The sequence below is a fragment of the Amaricoccus sp. genome (genome assembly GCF_017993425.1).
In the GTDB taxonomy this organism is placed as follows: domain Bacteria; phylum Pseudomonadota; class Alphaproteobacteria; order Rhodobacterales; family Rhodobacteraceae; genus Amaricoccus.
The window spans coordinates 1-14882 of record NZ_JAGOMQ010000065.1; the positions used below are offsets into that span (position 1 = coordinate 1).

At 72.6% G+C, this 14882-nt stretch carries 16 protein-coding genes; 6 read left to right on the forward strand and 10 right to left on the reverse strand.

What is annotated here, in order from left to right:
* A partial coding sequence (locus KBB57_RS18995; protein WP_290753681.1) for a zinc-ribbon domain-containing protein occupies positions 1 to 335 on the reverse strand: 335 nt, incomplete at its 3' end.
* A 194-nt stretch (positions 336 to 529) separates the two neighbouring features.
* Between KBB57_RS18995 and KBB57_RS19000 the strand changes: the two genes are divergently transcribed.
* From KBB57_RS19000 to KBB57_RS19010, 3 genes are read left to right on the forward strand one after another with little or no spacing between them, the layout of a single operon-like run.
* Positions 530 to 1216 (forward strand): cell division ATP-binding protein FtsE, encoded by a 687-nt coding sequence (locus tag KBB57_RS19000; protein ID WP_290753683.1) that lies wholly within the window; start codon positions 530 to 532, stop codon positions 1214 to 1216.
* Entirely contained in the window at positions 1213 to 2115 is a 903-nt protein-coding gene (locus KBB57_RS19005) for a cell division protein FtsX (RefSeq protein WP_290753685.1), read from the forward strand. The genes KBB57_RS19000 and KBB57_RS19005 overlap by 4 nt, the downstream gene beginning before the upstream one ends.
* A 4-nt stretch (positions 2116 to 2119) precedes the next feature.
* Complete coding sequence (locus KBB57_RS19010; protein ID WP_290753687.1) at positions 2120 to 2857, forward strand: 1-acyl-sn-glycerol-3-phosphate acyltransferase; 738 nt, start codon at positions 2120 to 2122, stop codon at positions 2855 to 2857.
* Positions 2858 to 2926: 69 nt separating this feature from the next.
* On the opposite strand, the gene KBB57_RS19015 is transcribed toward KBB57_RS19010, so the two are convergent.
* From KBB57_RS19015 to dapD, 5 genes are all read right to left on the reverse strand, one after another.
* On the reverse strand, positions 2927 to 3694 hold the full coding sequence (locus KBB57_RS19015) for a PhnD/SsuA/transferrin family substrate-binding protein (RefSeq protein ID WP_290753690.1): 768 nt from the start codon (positions 3692 to 3694) through the stop codon (positions 2927 to 2929).
* Positions 3691 to 4596, reverse strand: a complete 906-nt coding sequence (locus tag KBB57_RS19020; protein WP_290753692.1) for a fatty acid desaturase — start codon at positions 4594 to 4596, stop codon at positions 3691 to 3693. Before KBB57_RS19020 ends, KBB57_RS19015 begins: the two co-directional genes overlap by 4 nt.
* Positions 4597 to 4674: 78 nt before the next feature.
* The gene (locus KBB57_RS19025; RefSeq protein ID WP_290753695.1) at positions 4675 to 5325 is read right to left on the reverse strand and encodes an OmpW family outer membrane protein; all 651 of its coding nucleotides are present in this window, start codon (positions 5323 to 5325) and stop codon (positions 4675 to 4677) included.
* A 151-nt stretch (positions 5326 to 5476) separates the two neighbouring features.
* The gene (locus KBB57_RS19030; RefSeq protein WP_290753697.1) at positions 5477 to 5776 is read right to left on the reverse strand and encodes a hypothetical protein; all 300 of its coding nucleotides are present in this window, start codon (positions 5774 to 5776) and stop codon (positions 5477 to 5479) included.
* An 8-nt stretch (positions 5777 to 5784) separates the two neighbouring features.
* Positions 5785 to 6633: a 2,3,4,5-tetrahydropyridine-2,6-dicarboxylate N-succinyltransferase gene (gene dapD / locus KBB57_RS19035; RefSeq protein WP_290753699.1), complete on the reverse strand. Its 849-nt coding sequence runs from the start codon at positions 6631 to 6633 to the stop codon at positions 5785 to 5787.
* A 236-nt stretch (positions 6634 to 6869) separates the two neighbouring features.
* Here dapD and KBB57_RS19040 point away from each other — a divergent pair, with 236 nt between their 5' ends.
* A complete protein-coding gene (locus KBB57_RS19040) occupies positions 6870 to 7721 on the forward strand; it encodes an LOG family protein (protein ID WP_290753702.1) in 852 nt (283 codons plus the stop codon).
* A gap of 185 nt (positions 7722 to 7906) precedes the next feature.
* Here the strand turns inward: KBB57_RS19040 and KBB57_RS19045 are convergent, their stop codons facing one another.
* A complete protein-coding gene (locus KBB57_RS19045) occupies positions 7907 to 8695 on the reverse strand; it encodes an SDR family oxidoreductase (protein WP_290753705.1) in 789 nt (262 codons plus the stop codon).
* 139 nt (positions 8696 to 8834) lie between these two features.
* Here KBB57_RS19045 and KBB57_RS19050 point away from each other — a divergent pair, with 139 nt between their 5' ends.
* Entirely contained in the window at positions 8835 to 10148 is a 1314-nt protein-coding gene (locus KBB57_RS19050; RefSeq protein WP_290753708.1) for a CNNM domain-containing protein, read from the forward strand.
* A gap of 233 nt (positions 10149 to 10381) precedes the next feature.
* Here the strand turns inward: KBB57_RS19050 and KBB57_RS19055 are convergent, their stop codons facing one another.
* The 3 genes from KBB57_RS19055 to KBB57_RS19065 all read right to left on the reverse strand — a co-directional run bounded on the left by KBB57_RS19055 (position 10382) and on the right by KBB57_RS19065 (position 13670).
* Positions 10382 to 11206, reverse strand: a complete 825-nt coding sequence (locus KBB57_RS19055; RefSeq protein WP_290753710.1) for a substrate-binding domain-containing protein — start codon at positions 11204 to 11206, stop codon at positions 10382 to 10384.
* 2 nt (positions 11207 to 11208) lie between these two features.
* The gene (locus KBB57_RS19060) at positions 11209 to 11685 is read right to left on the reverse strand and encodes a c-type cytochrome, methanol metabolism-related (RefSeq protein WP_290753717.1); all 477 of its coding nucleotides are present in this window, start codon (positions 11683 to 11685) and stop codon (positions 11209 to 11211) included.
* Positions 11686 to 11864: 179 nt separating this feature from the next.
* Positions 11865 to 13670: a methanol/ethanol family PQQ-dependent dehydrogenase gene (locus KBB57_RS19065; RefSeq protein WP_290753712.1), complete on the reverse strand. Its 1806-nt coding sequence runs from the start codon at positions 13668 to 13670 to the stop codon at positions 11865 to 11867.
* A gap of 910 nt (positions 13671 to 14580) precedes the next feature.
* On the opposite strand from KBB57_RS19065, the gene KBB57_RS19070 reads away from it, so the two are divergent.
* Entirely contained in the window at positions 14581 to 14835 is a 255-nt protein-coding gene (locus KBB57_RS19070) for a hypothetical protein (RefSeq protein WP_290753715.1), read from the forward strand.
* Positions 14836 to 14882 lie beyond the last annotated feature (47 nt).

Here is a 14882-nt window from a genome sequence, read left to right on the forward strand (position 1 = left end):
GGGGCGGCGTCGGGGCGGGGGGCGGGGGGGGCGGGCGCCCGGGGGGGGGCGTCCGCCGGGGCGGGGGGCGGGCGCGGCGGGGTCGGGAAGGGGGTCGGCGCGGCGGGGTCGCGGGCGGGCGGCGTGTCGGGGGGCGCGTCCGAAGGGGCGGGGCGGGCGCGGGTGGCGAGGCGGGCGATGATCTCCTCCTCGCTCGGCGGCTCGACCTCTGCCGGGCGGGCGCGGGCGAACCAGCGGGTATGGCAGGAGCTGCACTGCACGTGGCTGCCGCCGGCGGGCAGCTGGTCGTCGGGGAGCTCGTAGGCCGCGGCGCAGGTCGGGCAGGTCAGGCGCATCGGGCCTCGCGGCGGGCAGGGAGATCGGGTCGAATCGCGCGCGATCCGGGGTCCGCCCGTTCTACCGGCGGCCGCCGGGGTTTCCAAGCCGGCCGTCCCGCAGGGGATCGCGCCGGGTTGCGCCCGGGGGGTTGGGCGGCTTGCGCCTGCGGGTCGGGGGCATATAACGGCGCCAGAAGCGGCGGAGGGCGCAGGTGATCGAGTTCGAGGAGGCGGGCTTCAGCTACGGGTCGCGGCCCGTGCTGCGGGACGTGACGCTCGGGCTCGCGCCGGGGTCGCTGACGTTTCTCGTCGGGCCGTCGGGGGCGGGGAAGACCACGCTGCTGCGGCTTTGTTATCTCGACCTGGCGCCCGACCGGGGGGCGGTGCGGTTCTGGGGGCGGGCGATCTCGCCGCGGGACCGCGATGCGGTGGCGGACCTGCGCAAGGCGATCGGGGTGGTGCCGCAGGTGGCCGGGTTTCTCGACCACCTGACGCTGCTCGAGAACATCGCCCTGCCGCTGCGGGTGGCCGGGCTGGGCGTAGGCGGGCGCTCGGAGGATCTGCGCGCGCTGCTCGACTGGGTGGACCTCGCCGACCGGGTGGACGCCTTCCCGGCCGAGCTCTCCGGCGGCGAGCGCCAGCGGGCGGCGCTGGCGCGGGCGGTGATCCTGAGCCCGGAGGTGATCCTCGCCGACGAGCCGACCGCCTCGGTCGACCGCGAGATGGCGGTGCGGCTGATGACGCTGCTGGTCGAGTTGAACCGCATGGGCAAGACCGTCGTCGTCGCCACCCACGACCCCGACCTGATCCGCGCCGTGGGCGGGCGGGCGCAGGCGCGGGTGCTGCGCCTCGCCGGAGGCCGGGTCGAGGCGCCGGCGCCGGCCGGGGCGGACGCTTGATCGGGTTCCTGCGCGCGGTCGCGGCCGGCGGGCCGGCCGAGGCGGCGGGCCTCGCGCCGCCGGCGCGGGCGGCCGGGCTGTCGGTGACGCTGCTCGCCGGCATCCTCGTCTTCCTCGCGGCGCTTGCGGGCGCGCTCGGGCTCTCGGCGGCGCGGGTCGCCGGCGAGTGGTCGGGGCCGGGCGCCTCGGCGGCGACGCTCTTCGTGGTGGCGGCGGACGAGGCCGACATGGAGGCGCAGGCGCGGGCGGCGCTCGCGGTGCTGCGCGACGCGCCCGGGGTGCGGTCGGTGCGGCTGGTCGAGCTCGACGAGCAGCGGGCGCTGCTCGCGCCGTGGCTCGGCTCCGAGGTGGCGCTCGACGGGCTGCCGCTGCCGCTGCTGATCGAGGTGGAGGCCGACCGCGACGCGCTCGACCGGCCGGCGCTGGAGGCGCGGCTGGCGACCGAGGCGCCGGGGGCGGTCTTCGACGACCACGCCGGCTGGCGGGGGCCGCTGGTGGCGGCGAGCCGGCGGATGGGGCTCGCCAGCGTGGCGATCCTCGCGGCGCTCGCCGCGGCGATGGCGGCGGCGCTGGCGCTGGCCGCGGGGAGCTCGGTGGCGGCGAGCGGCGACGCGGTGGCGACGCTGCGGCTGGTGGGGGCGCGGGACCGGCTGATCGTCGCGGCCTTCGTGCGGCCGCTGCTGCGGCGGGCGGCGATCGGCGCGGCCCTGGGCGGGCTCGCCGCGGTGGCGATCCTGCTCGCGATGCCGGCGCGGGGCTCCGGCGACACGCTCGGCCTCGGGATGCGGCCGGCGGGGTGGGAATGGCTGGCGATCCTGCTGGCGCCGCCGGTCGGCGCGGCGATCGCCTGGGCCGCCGCGACGCGCGCCGTGCGGCGGGCGCTGCGGCGCTGGAGCTGAGCCGGTGCTGCGGCTGCGCTCGATCCTGTTCGACCTCTGCCTCTACGGGCTGATGGCGATCATGGGGGTGCTCTTCGCGCCGATGGCGGCGTGGTCGTCGGACGGGGCGCTGCGGGCCTGCAAGATATATGCGCGGACGGTGCTGTGGCTTCTGGCCGTCATCTGCGGGCTGCGGACCGAGGTGCGGGGTCCGGTGCCGGAGGGGGAGGTGGTGGTCGCCTCGAAGCACCAGTCCTTCCTCGACATCCTGATGCTGGTGCGCGTGCTGCCGCGGCCGAAGTTCGTCATGAAGCAGGAGCTGCGCTGGGCGCCGATCCTCGGGCTCTATGCGATGCGGATCGGCTCGACGCCGGTGAACCGCGGGGCGCGGTCGAAGGCGATGAAGGACATGGTCGCCCATGCCGGCCGCGGCGAGGCGGCGGGGCAGCTCGTCATCTATCCGCAGGGGACGCGGGTGCTGCCGGGGGCGAAGCTGCCCTACAAGATCGGCGCCGGGGTGCTCTACGACCGGCTGGGGGTGGCTTGCGTGCCGGCGGCGACCAATGTCGGCGTCTTCTGGTCGCGGCGGAGCCCCTACCGGAAGCCCGGGCTCGCGGTGGTGGAGTTCCTGCCGACGATCCCGCCGGGCCTGCCGGTCGCGGAGTTCATGGCCCGGCTGGAGCCGCTGGTCGAGGGCGAGTCGAACCGGCTGATGCGGGAGGCAGGGTTCGATCCCGGGCCGGATCCGGTCGCCCCTGGCTGAGCGTCACCTCGGAGGTGGACGCGCGCGGCCGGCGCGTGTTCACGCGTGAAAATTAGCCAAGCCATTGATTCATATGGAGCCGATGGGCTGCCTTGGCGAAGGGTCGGCCGCATAGAGGGCCGGGGCGAGCGGCGTGAAACCGGCGAGGCCGAGGGCGGCGCGGTGGGAGTCGGCAAGGGCGGCGATCGCCTCGGCGGCGGCGGCGGCATAGGGCGCGGGGTCGCGGCCGGCGGCGGTGATGTAGGGGGTGCCGGGGGTGGGGGCGGTCCAGGCGACGACGCGGAGGCGCGCGGCGGCGGGCTCCCAGGCCTGGGCCAGGCGCCAGCTCTGGGCGTCGATGGCGGCGACGTCGGCGCGGCCCCCGGCGATGGCGCGGACGCTGTCGCGGTGGGCGCCGGTGGTGAGGCCGCGCGCCGGGTCGAGGGGGCCGAGCGTGGCGACGAGGGCGCCCCAGCCGGACTGGGAATCGGTGGAATTGTAGGCGAAGCGGGCGGCGGCAAGCTCGGCCGGGGTCTCGCGCGGATCGCCGGCGCGGACGACGAGGGCGCTGCGGTAGTGGCCGGGCGGACAGCCTTCGAGGCCGAAGTCGGGGGCGCCGACCAGCGTCACCCGGGCGGCCAGGCCAAGGCGCATGGGGAGCGCGCAGGTCTGCGAGAGGGCGAGGCGGGGATGGGTCCAGTGCATCGCGTCGCGGGAGAGCGCGTCGGGCGCGGCGAGGCCGCGGGTCCGCAGCGCGTCGCGCAGCGCGGCCCAGAGCGCGTCGGTGGCCGGCCGGACCTCCGGCCAGTCGTACATGGGCAGGGTGGCGACGGCGGCGCCGCGTGTCGTCTCGCTCATCCCTGCGGCCAGAGCGGATGGGGCACCGGATCCTTGCGACGCAGCAGGTGGCGGCGGAGGATCTGGGCGTAGCTGTCGTAGCGGTAGCCGAGGTTGCGGCGGAGCCATTCCTCGCGGCGGGCGGCGTAGAGCTGCGGCAGCGCGTACCACGGCACCTGCGGATGGGCGTGGTGGACGGCGTGCAGGTTGTTGTTGAGGAACAGGAAGGCCAGCGGGCCGTGGTCCTCGATGATCACCGAGCGGCCGCGGGCGCGCTCGTGGGCCTGGTGCTCGAGGAAGGTGCGGATCTTCAGGATCGACATCGCGAGCCAGGCGGCGACGAGATAGGCCCCGAGGGGGATCGTGCCGAAGGCGAGCACGATGCCGAGCACCACGGCGACGCCGGCGAGGTGGGCGGCCCAGACGCGGGCGAGCGCGCGGTCGCCGGCGCGGATCGCGCGCCAGTCGCTGCGCAGGAAGGCGGCCATGCCGACGGCGGGGCCGACGGTCATCCGGCCGAGGAGGGTGTTGTTGAACAGGAGCAGCCGCCGCGCCCAGCCGGGCAGGCCGGCCCAGACCTCGGGGTCGAGGTAGTTCGACTCCGGGTCGTCGTAGGGGTCGGTCAGGATGGCGTCCTGGTGGTGCGCGAGATGGGTGTCGCGGAAGCGCGGATAGGGCACGAGGAGCCCGATCGGCGGCCAGACCAGCGCCTCGGAGAGCCGCCGGCTGGGAAGCGGGTGGCCGTGGGCCACCTCGTGCTGGAGCGAGGAGTGCAGCGTCAGGGCCAGCGCCAGGATCGGGACGGCGGCCCAGGGCGTTATCGTGGAGGAAAGGGCCACCCCGCCGCACCAGGCGGCGTAGGTGGCCAGGACAAGCGCCAGCGTCGGCCATTCCGGGCCGCGCGGCGATCGGGATGTGGTCATGCAGCGTGCAGCAGCTTCAGGGGTTCGGCTGAAGTAACTTCGCGACCGTAGTTCCGTCGGCCGCTGCGCGCGGCCTTGTCAGAATTGATACTTCGCGCCGAAGAGCAGGTCAAAGGTTCCGAACGAGACGTCGGTCGCGAGGCCCTTGTCCGGCCAGACCTTGCTCTCCGCCGTGCCGAACCAGCGGCCCTCGCCGTAGAGCGTCCACTGCGGGGCGACCTCGTAGCCGAGGCCGGCGATCGCCTGGTAGGCGAAGTTCCAGGTCGAGCTGTCGCCCTCGTAGTCGACCTGCGCGGCGCCGATGCCGGCCCCGAGGTAGGGAACGACCTGCTGGTTGGGCAGGTTGGTGAAGTTGTAGAGGGCGTTGACCATCACCGCGTTGACCTTGGCGGTGCCGTCGACGTCGCTCCTGGCGCCGTCGATGCGGGCCGTGCCGTCGTAGTCGACGTTGCGGTAGGCGTACTCGAGCTCGACGCCGACGTTCGGGACCGGCGTGAAGCCGAGGGCGACGCCGAGGGTGTAGCCGGTGTCGTAGTCGAGGTCGACGCGGCCGACCTTCTGACCGTTGGTGCGCAGGCTCTCGTCGTCGCCCGACGGGAACGTCGCGCCGCCGAAGCCCTTGAGGTAGAGCGACGCCGAATCGAAGGCCTGGGCCGAGGCGGCGCCGGCAGCGCCGATCGCCGTCGCGGCGGTCGCCGCAAGAAGCAGGGATTTCGCAAGAGCCGGCATTTTGGTCTCCTTATGTTTTGCTCGATCGGCCGCATGTTAATCTTTCCCGCGCGGATGGTCATGCGCAAACCGACCACACGTTCGCGTGAGGCCCGAGTTAGTCGGCGCGATCGGCGCCATGGCCACAGGGGGGCGCCGGGGGCCTGGCGGATCAGTCGAAGAACGGGGTCATCTCGGCGACGACGACGGCGTTCTCGGCGCGGGCGCGCTCCATGAGGCCGCGCTCCTCCTCGCCGACCTCGCCCTCGGCGAGGCGCTCCTCGAGGGGACCGTAGCCGGTGACGTCGAGCGGCGCGAGGTCGGCGGCCTTGAGGAGCGCCACGGTCTCGCGCACCGCCTCCTCCTCGTCGCGGGCGGCGGCGTAGCAGAGCAGCGCCGCCCCCGTCGCGCCGTCGGGCAGGCCGTCGCCGGGCTTGCGGCCGACCTGGACGAGCAGGGTGAAGACGTCCATTGCGGGCGTCAGTCGCGCAGGAGCTCGTTGATCGAGGTCTTGGAGCGGGTCTTCTCGTCGACCCGCTTGACGATCACCGCGCAGTAGAGGCTGGGGCTCGGGGTTCCGTCGGGGAAGGGCTTGCCGGGCAGGCTGCCGGCGACGACCACCGAGTAGGGCGGCACCTCGCCGTAGCGGACCTCGCCGGTGGCGCGGTCGACGATCTTCGTCGACTTGCCGATGAAGACGCCCATGCCGAGCACGGAGCCCTCGCGGATGATGCAGCCCTCGACGACCTCGGAGCGGGCGCCGATGAAGCAGTCGTCCTCGATGATGGTCGGGCCGTCCTGCATCGGCTCGAGCACGCCGCCGATGCCGACGCCGCCGGAGAGGTGGACGCGCTTGCCGATCTGGGCGCAGGAGCCGACGCTCGCCCAGGTGTCGACCATGGTCCCCTCGTCGACATAGGCGCCGAGGTTGACGAAGGAGGGCATCAGCACGACGCCGGGCGCGACGTAGGCGGAGCGGCGCACCACGCTGGTCGGCACGGCGCGGAACCCGGCCTGGCGCCAGTCGTGCTCGGTCCAGCCCTTGAACTTCGAGTCGACCTTGTCCCACCAGCCGCCGCCCTGCGGGCCGCCGGAGATCGGGCCCATCTCCTGGAGGCGGAAGCCGAGGAGGACGGCCTTCTTGGCCCACTGGTTGACGCGCCAGGCCCCGTCCGGCTGGCGCTCGGCGACGCGGATGCGGCCGGTGTCGAGGCCTTCGAGCACGGTGTCGATGGCGGCGCGGACGTCCCCGCCGGTGTCGGGGGTGATCGCGTCGCGCTCACCCCAGGCGGCCTCGATCGCGCGTTCCAGGTCTGCATGGCCGGTCATCGTCGCCCCCCTCGCTCGCCGCCTCGCGCGATCGCGGCGCCGGTATAGGGGAGGGCGGGGAGGGTGGCAATCGTCGCGCCGTCGCCGGGCTGTCGGGGCGCTGTCGCGGTCCGGGCGCAGCCCCGGGCGCAGTCCGGCCGTCGGCGCCCGGCCGCTGGCCTCGGGCGGGCGGAGGTCATAGAAACGGGAAGGAAGGCCCGGCGCCGTCGCCGGGGATGCAGGTCGGAAGCTTCACCATGGTCGAGCCCGTCGGTCGCCAGAGCCGTTTCCCGGATGCGCGCGAGGATTTGCGCACCTCGGACCGCGTGCCCGACACGCCGCAGACGCTGTCGCCGTCCTACCGGCTCGCCTTCTCGGACCCGGACTTCCTGACCCGGGAGGAGCTGCGGCCGGTGCGGCTGCAACTCGAGCTCCTGAAGGTCGAGATGGCGCTGACCGAGCGGGGGGTGCGCTCGACGGTGGCGCTGTTCGGGGGCGCGCGCATCCCGCCGCCGGAGCGCGCCGCCGCGGCGGCGACGCCGGGGCTGGGGGCGCTGGCGCGCTACTACGACGAGGCGCGGGAGTTCGCGCGGCTGTGCTCCTTGCGGTCGGTGGCGAGCGGAAACCGCGAGGGGGTGATCTGCTCCGGCGGCGGCCCGGGGGTGATGGAGGCGGCGAACCGGGGCGCGCTCGATGCGGGGGGCATCTCGATCAGCCTCAACATCGTGCTGCCGCACGAGCAGGTGCCGAACCTCTACGGCACGCCGGAGCTGAGCTTCAACTTCCACTATTTCGCGATCCGCAAGATGCATTTCCTGACGCGGGCGAAGGCGATCGCGATCTTTCCGGGCGGGTTCGGCACGCTCGACGAGATGTTCGAGGCGCTGACGCTGGTGCAGACCAAGCGGATGAAGCCGCTGCCGATCCTGCTCTTCGGCGGCGACTTCTGGCGCCGGGTGATCGACTGGCGGGCGCTGGTCGAGGCCGGCACGATCTCGCCGGCCGACGTCGGGCTGATGACCCATGTCGACACCGCCGCCGAGGCGATGGCGGCGCTGGACGCCTGGACCCCGCCGCCGGTCGCGGGCGGGGTGGGGGACGGGGAGTGAGGCCGGACCCGCTGGATCCTTTTCGTTGACAGGAGGTTCCGCCGTCTGCGCACGGAGCGCCTCCGCGTGGAGCCGGGAGACATGCGAATGTCTCCCGGGCGGGCGCCGTCGAGGGAGCGAGCTTGCCGCCCGGGAAACCCGGAGAGGCCGGGTGGTCGCCGGAGCCGAGCCGCCGGATCCCCGTCTCAGGGTCCGGGCAGGGGCAGGGGGGCGCCGGCGGCGCTCCAGCCGCCGTCGGCGGGGATGATCGCGCCGTTGACGTAGCCGGCGGCGTCGGAGCCGAGGAACAGGCAGACGCGCGCCACGTCGACCGGGTCGCCGAAGCGGCGCATCGGCACGCTGGCGATGACGCGGCGGCGGGAGGCGGCGTCGGGGGCGAGGCGGGCCATGCCCTCGGTGCCGTCGATCGGGCCGGGGACGACGCCGTTGACGCGCAGCCCCTCCGGCCCCCATTCCAGCGCGAGGCAGCGCGTCGCCATGTCGACCCCCGCCTTGGCGGCGCAGACATGGGCCTGGAGCGGCATGGCGACGGTCGCCTGCGGGGCGGAGATGTTGATGAGGCTGCCGCCGGGCCGGCGCATGTGCGGGTAGGCGGCGCGCATGACGTGGAAGGTGCCGAGGAGGTCGATGTCGACCACGGACTTGAAGCCGTTGGGGCTGATCTGCGTCGCGGGGGCGGGGAAGTTGCCGGCCGCGCCGGAGACGAGCACGTCGATGGGCCCCGCGTCGGCGGCGAAGGCGGCGAGCCCGGCGGCGACCGCCGGCGCGTCGCGGACGTCGAAGGCGTAGCCGAGCGCCGGGCGGCCGACGCGGGAGAGCTGCGCCACCGCGGCGTCGACCTTCTCCTGGCGGCGCGAGGCGACGCCGAGCCGCGCCCCCGCCTCGGCGAAGGCCTGCGCGATGCCGAGGTTGATGCCGCTGGTGCCGCCGACGACCATCACGTTGCAGCCGCCGTAGTCGAAGCTCGCCCGCATCCCGTTCCCTTCCGTCGGTCTCCCCCCGGTCTGCCATGCCGGCCGCGCGGGCGCCACAGCGACGCGGCGGCGCCCGCTTGATGCGCCGACCGGGGGGAAGCTAAAGGGAGGCCCCGGCCCCCGCCGGCAGGACCCGCCCATGGAAGCGCCTCCCGAGGCCCTGTCCCCGCTCGACCCCGCCGCGCTCGCGATCCTCGCGGCGATAGTCGGCCTCGTGGCGTTGTCGGCGTTGCTGGCCGGGGCGGAGGCGGCGCTGACCACGGCGAGCCGGTCGCGGTTGCAGGCGCTGGCGGACCGGGGCGATCGCGGGGCGGAGCGGGCGCTGGCGCTCGGCGAGGACCGGGGCCGGCTGGCGGGGGCGCTGCTCCTCGCGGCGGTCTTCGTCGACACGCTGGCCGCGTCGCTCGCGGCCGCGCTGGCCGGGGCGATCTGGGGGACGTGGGGCGTCGCGGGGGCGGCGCTGGCGATGACGGCGGCGCTTTTCGTGCTGGCGCAGGCGCTGCCGCGGACGCGGGCCGTGGGGGATGCGGGCGTGGCCGCGCGGCTGGCCGGGCCGGCGGGCGCGCTGGCGCGGCCCTTCGCGCCGCTGGCGGCCGGGGCGGGGGCGCTCGCGCGGGCGCTGCTGCGGGCGTGGGGCGTGGCGGTCGATCCGCGGACGCCGGCGCTCGCCTTCCAGGAGGAGATCGCCGACGCCATCGCGCATCGCCATTCCGAGGGCGGGGTGGAGAAGGCGGAGCGCGACCGGCTGCTCGGGGCGCTCGACCTCGGCCAGCGCCGGGTCGAGGAGGTGATGCTGCCGCGGCGCGACATCGAGATGCTCGACGCCGACGCGCCGCCGGCGGAGATCGTGACGCGGGCGCTCGAGTCGTCGCATACCCGCCTGCCGATCTTCCGCGGCGAGCCGGAGAACATCGTCGGCGTCATCCATGCGCGCGACCTGTCGCGGGCGGTGGAGCGGCTGGCGCGGGCGGGGGAGGGCGGGCTCGACCTCGCGCGGTTCGACGTGATGGCGGTGGCGATGCCGCCCTATTTCGTGCCGGACGCCACGGCGCTCGACGAGCAGCTGCGCGAGTTCCTGCGGCGGCGCGCGCATTTCGCGCTGGTGGTCGACGAGTACGGGGCGCTGCAGGGGCTGGTCACGCTCGAGGACATCCTCGAGGAGATCGTCGGCGACATCGCCGACGAGCACGATCCGGCGACGCTGGGGGGCGTGGCGCCGCTGGCGGACGGCGCGGTGGAGGTGGAGGGCGGGGTGACGATCCGCGACCTCAACCGCGCCTGCGACTGGAGCCTGCCGGACGACGCGGCCAACACGGTGGCGGGGCTGGTCATCCACGAGGCGCAGGCGATCCCGGAGGCCGGGCAGGTCTTCGCCTTCCACGGCTTCCGCTTCGAGGTGCTGGCGCGCGAGGAGAACCGGGTGACCCGGCTGCGGGTGCGGCGGCTCGGCTGATCCACGGTTCGGCGGCCGGCGACAGCCGCGGGCGTTCGTCGGAATGCCGTGGAGGATCGCTCCGTCCGGAGCGCCGCGCTGGACCGCGCCAGTCGGGAAGGCGCCGCGTTGGCCGGAAGCCTGCGCAAGCCCAAAGCAATGTCCAACCGGACGGAATCGTCCGGCGATCAGGACATTGCGCAAATTCGAGACTCCGGAGCGGACGGCCCGGTTCAACCGGGACGGACTCCGCTCTAGCCGGCGGCCGGTTTCTCGCCCTTGCCGTAGTCGTCGAGGATGGGCACGCCGGCGTCGCGGAGGATCGTGTCGATCTGGTCCTGGTTGCGGCGGATCAGGCTGTTCAGCTGGCGCTTCCACTCGTCCTCGCCGGCGCGCACCCCCATGGTGATGCGGAAGACGAGGCGGGGCGGGGTCGTCTCCTTGAGGAGGGGGATCGCCTTGAGGTCGGGGTGGCCCTGCTTGACCAGCGGGCCGCCGATCGGGCCCCAGAGCAGGGCGGCGTCGGTCTTGCCGGATTCGAGGTCGGCGAGCATCTCGCCGGCGGGGTCCTCGACGCGGCGGTCGGTCATCAGGTCGTAGGGGACGGCGTCCTTCATCAGGCCGAGGCGGGCCACGTGGGTGGTCGGCGGCGCGCCGGCGACGACGCCGATGCGCTTGCCGCGCAGCCGCGGGTCGGAGAGCGTGTCGACGTCGGCGAGGTCGCCGTCGGCCCGGACCACGAGGACATGGGTCGAGGTGTAGTAGTGGTTGGTGTTGAGCACGAGCTCGTCGCCCTGGGCGTAGCCCATCACCACGTCGCACTTGCCGGCCTGCAGGGTCTGGCGGACGAAGCCGATCACCTGCGGGAACCAGGTATATTGCACCGGCACGCCGAGGCTCGCGGCCATCAGGTCGGCGATCCGGTTCTCGAAGCCCGAGCCGTCCTCGGCGGAGAGCGGCTTGTTGGCCGGGTCGGCGCAGACGCGGAAGGCCGAGCGGTCGACGAGGTCGGCGACCTGCGCCGCCGCCGGGGTGGCCGCGGCGAGCGCGAGCGCGATGGCGAGGGGGCCGAGCCGCATCGTCACTGCTCCATGCAGAGCTTCTCCGCCTCGGCATAGGCCTCGGACTTCTCCGCCCGCTTGGCCGGACGGCCGCGCGGGACGGCGTCGGCGCCGCGGGCGCGGAGGTAGGTCCAGATGTCGTCGAGATAGCACATCACGTTCGGATTGGTGCCGAAGGCCGGCATCACCTGGTTGTCGGCGGCGTTCACCACCTGCCGGCCGCTCGCGACCACGCCGGTGAAGTCGTAGTAGTCCATCCGCATCACCGAGTCCTTGAGCGCCGGGGCGTAGGTCGAGCCCTCGCCGTCCGGGCCGTGGCAGACGTGGCACTCGGCGTGATAGCGGCGGTAGCCGGAGAACGTCGGCCAGTCGATGGTTCCGTCCGCCTCGATCTTGAAGGTCGGCACGCCCTCGGCGTTGAACCAGCGCACCCCGTCGTCCTCGACGGCCGCGACATCGGGGGCGTCCTGCGCGAACGCGGCCCCAGCGACGAGCATGGCGAACGCCAGGAGCGGCGCGGCTGATCTCATCCCATCCTCCCAACAACTTTGTTGCGCGAGACGCTAGTGCCAAGCGCGTCCGGACGGAATCAGACTTTAGTCTTGCTCGCGGCGTTATGAACGCAAGACGCCGCCCCGGGGGTGCCGGGGCGGCGTCCTTCGGCCGTCTGGCCGGATCAGTTGGGCAGCGCGAAGACGGTCAGCTGGCCGCCGAGCGCGGTGTAGTCGCTGAGCGCGGCGTAGCCGCCGACGGCGCCGAGGCCGTCATTGGCGTTGGTGAGGCCGGCCGCGAGGCCGATGCCGGCCCAGCCGCCGACGCCCGACAGGATGCCGACGTACTGCTTGTCGTTATGCACGTAGGTGAAGACGTTGCCGATGATCCCCGACGGCGTCTTGAACTTGTAGAGCTCCTCGCCGGTCTTGGCGTCGACCGCCTTCAGGTAGCCCTCGAGCGTGCCGTAGAACACGATGTCGCCCGCGGTCGCCAGCGCGCCCGACCAGACCGAGAACTGTTCCGGCAGCGACCAGACGATCTTGCCCTCGATCGGGTCCCAGGCGATGAAGTTGCCCATGCCGCCATGGCTGTCCGGCGCCGGGAACATCGACAGCGTCGCGCCGACGTAAGGCTGGCCGGCGGCGTAGCTCACCCGGAACGGCTCGTAGTCCATGCAGACGTGGTTGGTCGGCACGTACATCAGGCCGGTCTTCGGCGAGTAGGCCGAGGGCTGCTGGTCCTTGGTGCCGAGCGCGGCCGGGCAGATGCCGGTCGAGTTCACGTCCTCGCCGTTCTGCTCGGTGGAGTACTGCGCCACCACGGCCGGACGGCCGAAGGTCGGCGAGTTCGGGTCCATGTCGACGCCGGTCGTCCAGTTGACCGCCGGATCGTACTTGTTGGCGACGAGCAGCTCGCCGGTGTCGCGGTCGAGCGTGTAGGCGAGGCCGTTGCGGTCCGGATGGAACAGCATCTTGCGGTCCTTGCCGGCGGCGTTGCCCTCGAAGAGCACCATCTCGTTGACGCCGTCGAAGTCCCACTCGTCGTGCGGGGTCATCTGGTAGAGCCACTTCGCCATGCCGTCGTCCGGGTCACGGGCGAAGATCGTCATCGAGTACTTGTTGTCGCCGGGCCGCTGCGCCGGGTTCCAGGTCGAGGGGTTGCCGGTGCCGTAGTAGACGAGGTCGAGGTCGGGATCGTAGCTGTACCAGCCCCAGGTAGTCCCGCCGCCGATCTGCCACTGGTCGCCTTCCCAGCTCGCGAGCGAGCTGTCCTTGCCGATCGGCTTGCCGAGCGCCGTGGTCTTCTCCGGATCGACGAGCATGTCGGCGTCCGGGCCGGTCGAGTAGGCGCGCCAGGCCAGCGAGCCGTCGGCGATGTTGTAGGCGGTGACGGAGCCGCGGACGCCGAACTCGCCGCCGGAGATGCCGACGATGACCTTGTCCTTCACCGGCAGCACGGTCGCGGTGTTGGTCTCGCCCTTGGCCGGGTCGCCGTTCTTGACCGACCACTTCACGGTGCCGTCCTTGGCGTTCAGCGCGACGAGCGTGGTGTCGGCCTGGTGCAGGAACAGCGTGTCGTCGGCATAGGCGAGGCCGCGGTACACGGTGTCGCAGCACATCACGCCGATGACGCTCGGATCCTGCTGCGGGTGGTACTTCCAGATGATCTTGCCGTCCTGGTCGAGGTCGAGGGCGTAGACGATGTTCGGGAACGGCGTGTGGACGTACATCATGTTGCCGATGACGAGGGGCGAGCCCTCGTGGCCGCGCAGCACGCCGGTGGAGAAGGTCCAGGCGACCTGGAGATCCTTCACGTTGTCCTTGTTGACCTGGTCGAGCTCGGAGTAGCGCTGGCTCGCGTAGTTGCCGAGCTGCATCGCCCACTGCTTGGGATTGCTCGTCTCCTTGAGGACGGAATCGTTGGCGAGCGCAGGCGCCGCCACCCCCGCCATCAGCACGGCCGCAACCGTGAGCGACAGTTTCTTCATTGCAGTCCTCCCATTCGTTGAGCGTCGTCCAGAGGGCTACCCGGGGGCGCCGCTGCTGCTCTACGGGGGCGTTCGCCTCCATATTAATCTTTTATGAAAGTGGAACGCCGGGCGTTGTCAACGCGGGGGTTCCGGAATCAGCCGAAAGTATGGTGGCGCAGCTGGCCCCGCCGCGCACGAGGATCGGCATGTAATCCATTGGGATGGCGCGGATTCTATCCGCATTGCCGGGGAGGCTGCGGAACGGTTTCGGGCGCTGTTGAAACGCTTGCCAGTCGCCGCGGACGGGGGCTCTCCTCACGGGATCGCGAGATCGTTTCCGGAGCCCATCCGCAGCGGCCGCCGCGCGCGGCCTTCTCGCCTGCGTCGTGCTCGCCGCGCTGGCGGCGGGGTCGGCCCGGGCGGACGACGACGACGAGGCGGGGGCGGGGCCTACGTCACGCTGGCGCTGGACTTCTGAGATTCCGCAGAAGGCTGTCTGCGCACGGCCACGGGCCAAGGCGCTGATTGGCGTGAAGACACCTCACGATTCCTGCCTTGCCCCACACGGCGCCATGGGCCGCGCACCCTTAGGGCCAATCTCCCGCGACGCTGCGGGACGAGCCCGGACAGATGTGAACGGGCGACATCTCGACCATGTTTGTTTGCGCACAAATACGATTCGAAGCATATTTCGAAATATTTTGAATATAAACGGCGAAAATCATTACACAATCATCAGCGCCGCATTTCGCGGCGCCGTTGTTGTGTAACCAATTCCCATCCCATGATACCAATTGCGGGATCACGGAAGAGCGGGGAAGACCTCGGGCCATCTCGGAAGGGCGGCGTCCCTGACGCGGCGGGCGGTGTGGCGGGAGGCCCATGCGTGGATGGCGGAGTGACGCACGCGGCGCTCGGGCGGGAAGTAATGAGCGACCTCCTCGGCAATACTCTTGAAGGTCAGGCGGCCGAGCCGGGCGAGAACGAAGGCCTGAAGCTCGGGATCGGCGTCGATCCGCGCCGGCACGCCGGTGCGACGCAGGCGACGATGCTCGGACGGCGGCACGTCGCACGGCGGAAGGGGGGCCAGCCGATCTTGCAGGAGTGTCAATCGGCGCGCAAACTCGACCCCCGATCGGCGTCCAATTTTAACCCCCTTGTCCAGTTAGAGAGACGGGCCTGACGCGCGGGAGCTATCCTACGGCGCAGGCGCGTCAGGCCCGTCTCTGG

Excerpts from the sequence above, each read along its gene's own strand:
- KBB57_RS19015 (WP_290753690.1), bottom strand. The coding sequence starts at position 3,694 with ATGAGCGAGACGACACGCGGCGCCGCCGTCGCCACCCTGCCCATGTAC.
- KBB57_RS19020 (WP_290753692.1), bottom strand. The coding sequence starts at position 4,596 with ATGACCACATCCCGATCGCCGCGCGGCCCGGAATGGCCGACGCTGGCG.
- KBB57_RS19025 (WP_290753695.1), bottom strand. The coding sequence starts at position 5,325 with ATGCCGGCTCTTGCGAAATCCCTGCTTCTTGCGGCGACCGCCGCGACG.
- KBB57_RS19030 (WP_290753697.1), bottom strand. The coding sequence starts at position 5,776 with ATGGACGTCTTCACCCTGCTCGTCCAGGTCGGCCGCAAGCCCGGCGAC.
- dapD (WP_290753699.1), bottom strand. The coding sequence starts at position 6,633 with ATGACCGGCCATGCAGACCTGGAACGCGCGATCGAGGCCGCCTGGGGT.
- KBB57_RS19040 (WP_290753702.1), top strand. The coding sequence starts at position 6,870 with ATGGTCGAGCCCGTCGGTCGCCAGAGCCGTTTCCCGGATGCGCGCGAG.
- KBB57_RS19045 (WP_290753705.1), bottom strand. The coding sequence starts at position 8,695 with ATGCGGGCGAGCTTCGACTACGGCGGCTGCAACGTGATGGTCGTCGGC.
- KBB57_RS19050 (WP_290753708.1), top strand. The coding sequence starts at position 8,835 with ATGGAAGCGCCTCCCGAGGCCCTGTCCCCGCTCGACCCCGCCGCGCTC.
- KBB57_RS19055 (WP_290753710.1), bottom strand. The coding sequence starts at position 11,206 with ATGCGGCTCGGCCCCCTCGCCATCGCGCTCGCGCTCGCCGCGGCCACC.
- KBB57_RS19060 (WP_290753717.1), bottom strand. The coding sequence starts at position 11,685 with ATGCTCGTCGCTGGGGCCGCGTTCGCGCAGGACGCCCCCGATGTCGCG.
- KBB57_RS19065 (WP_290753712.1), bottom strand. The coding sequence starts at position 13,670 with ATGAAGAAACTGTCGCTCACGGTTGCGGCCGTGCTGATGGCGGGGGTG.
- KBB57_RS19070 (WP_290753715.1), top strand. The coding sequence starts at position 14,581 with ATGAGCGACCTCCTCGGCAATACTCTTGAAGGTCAGGCGGCCGAGCCG.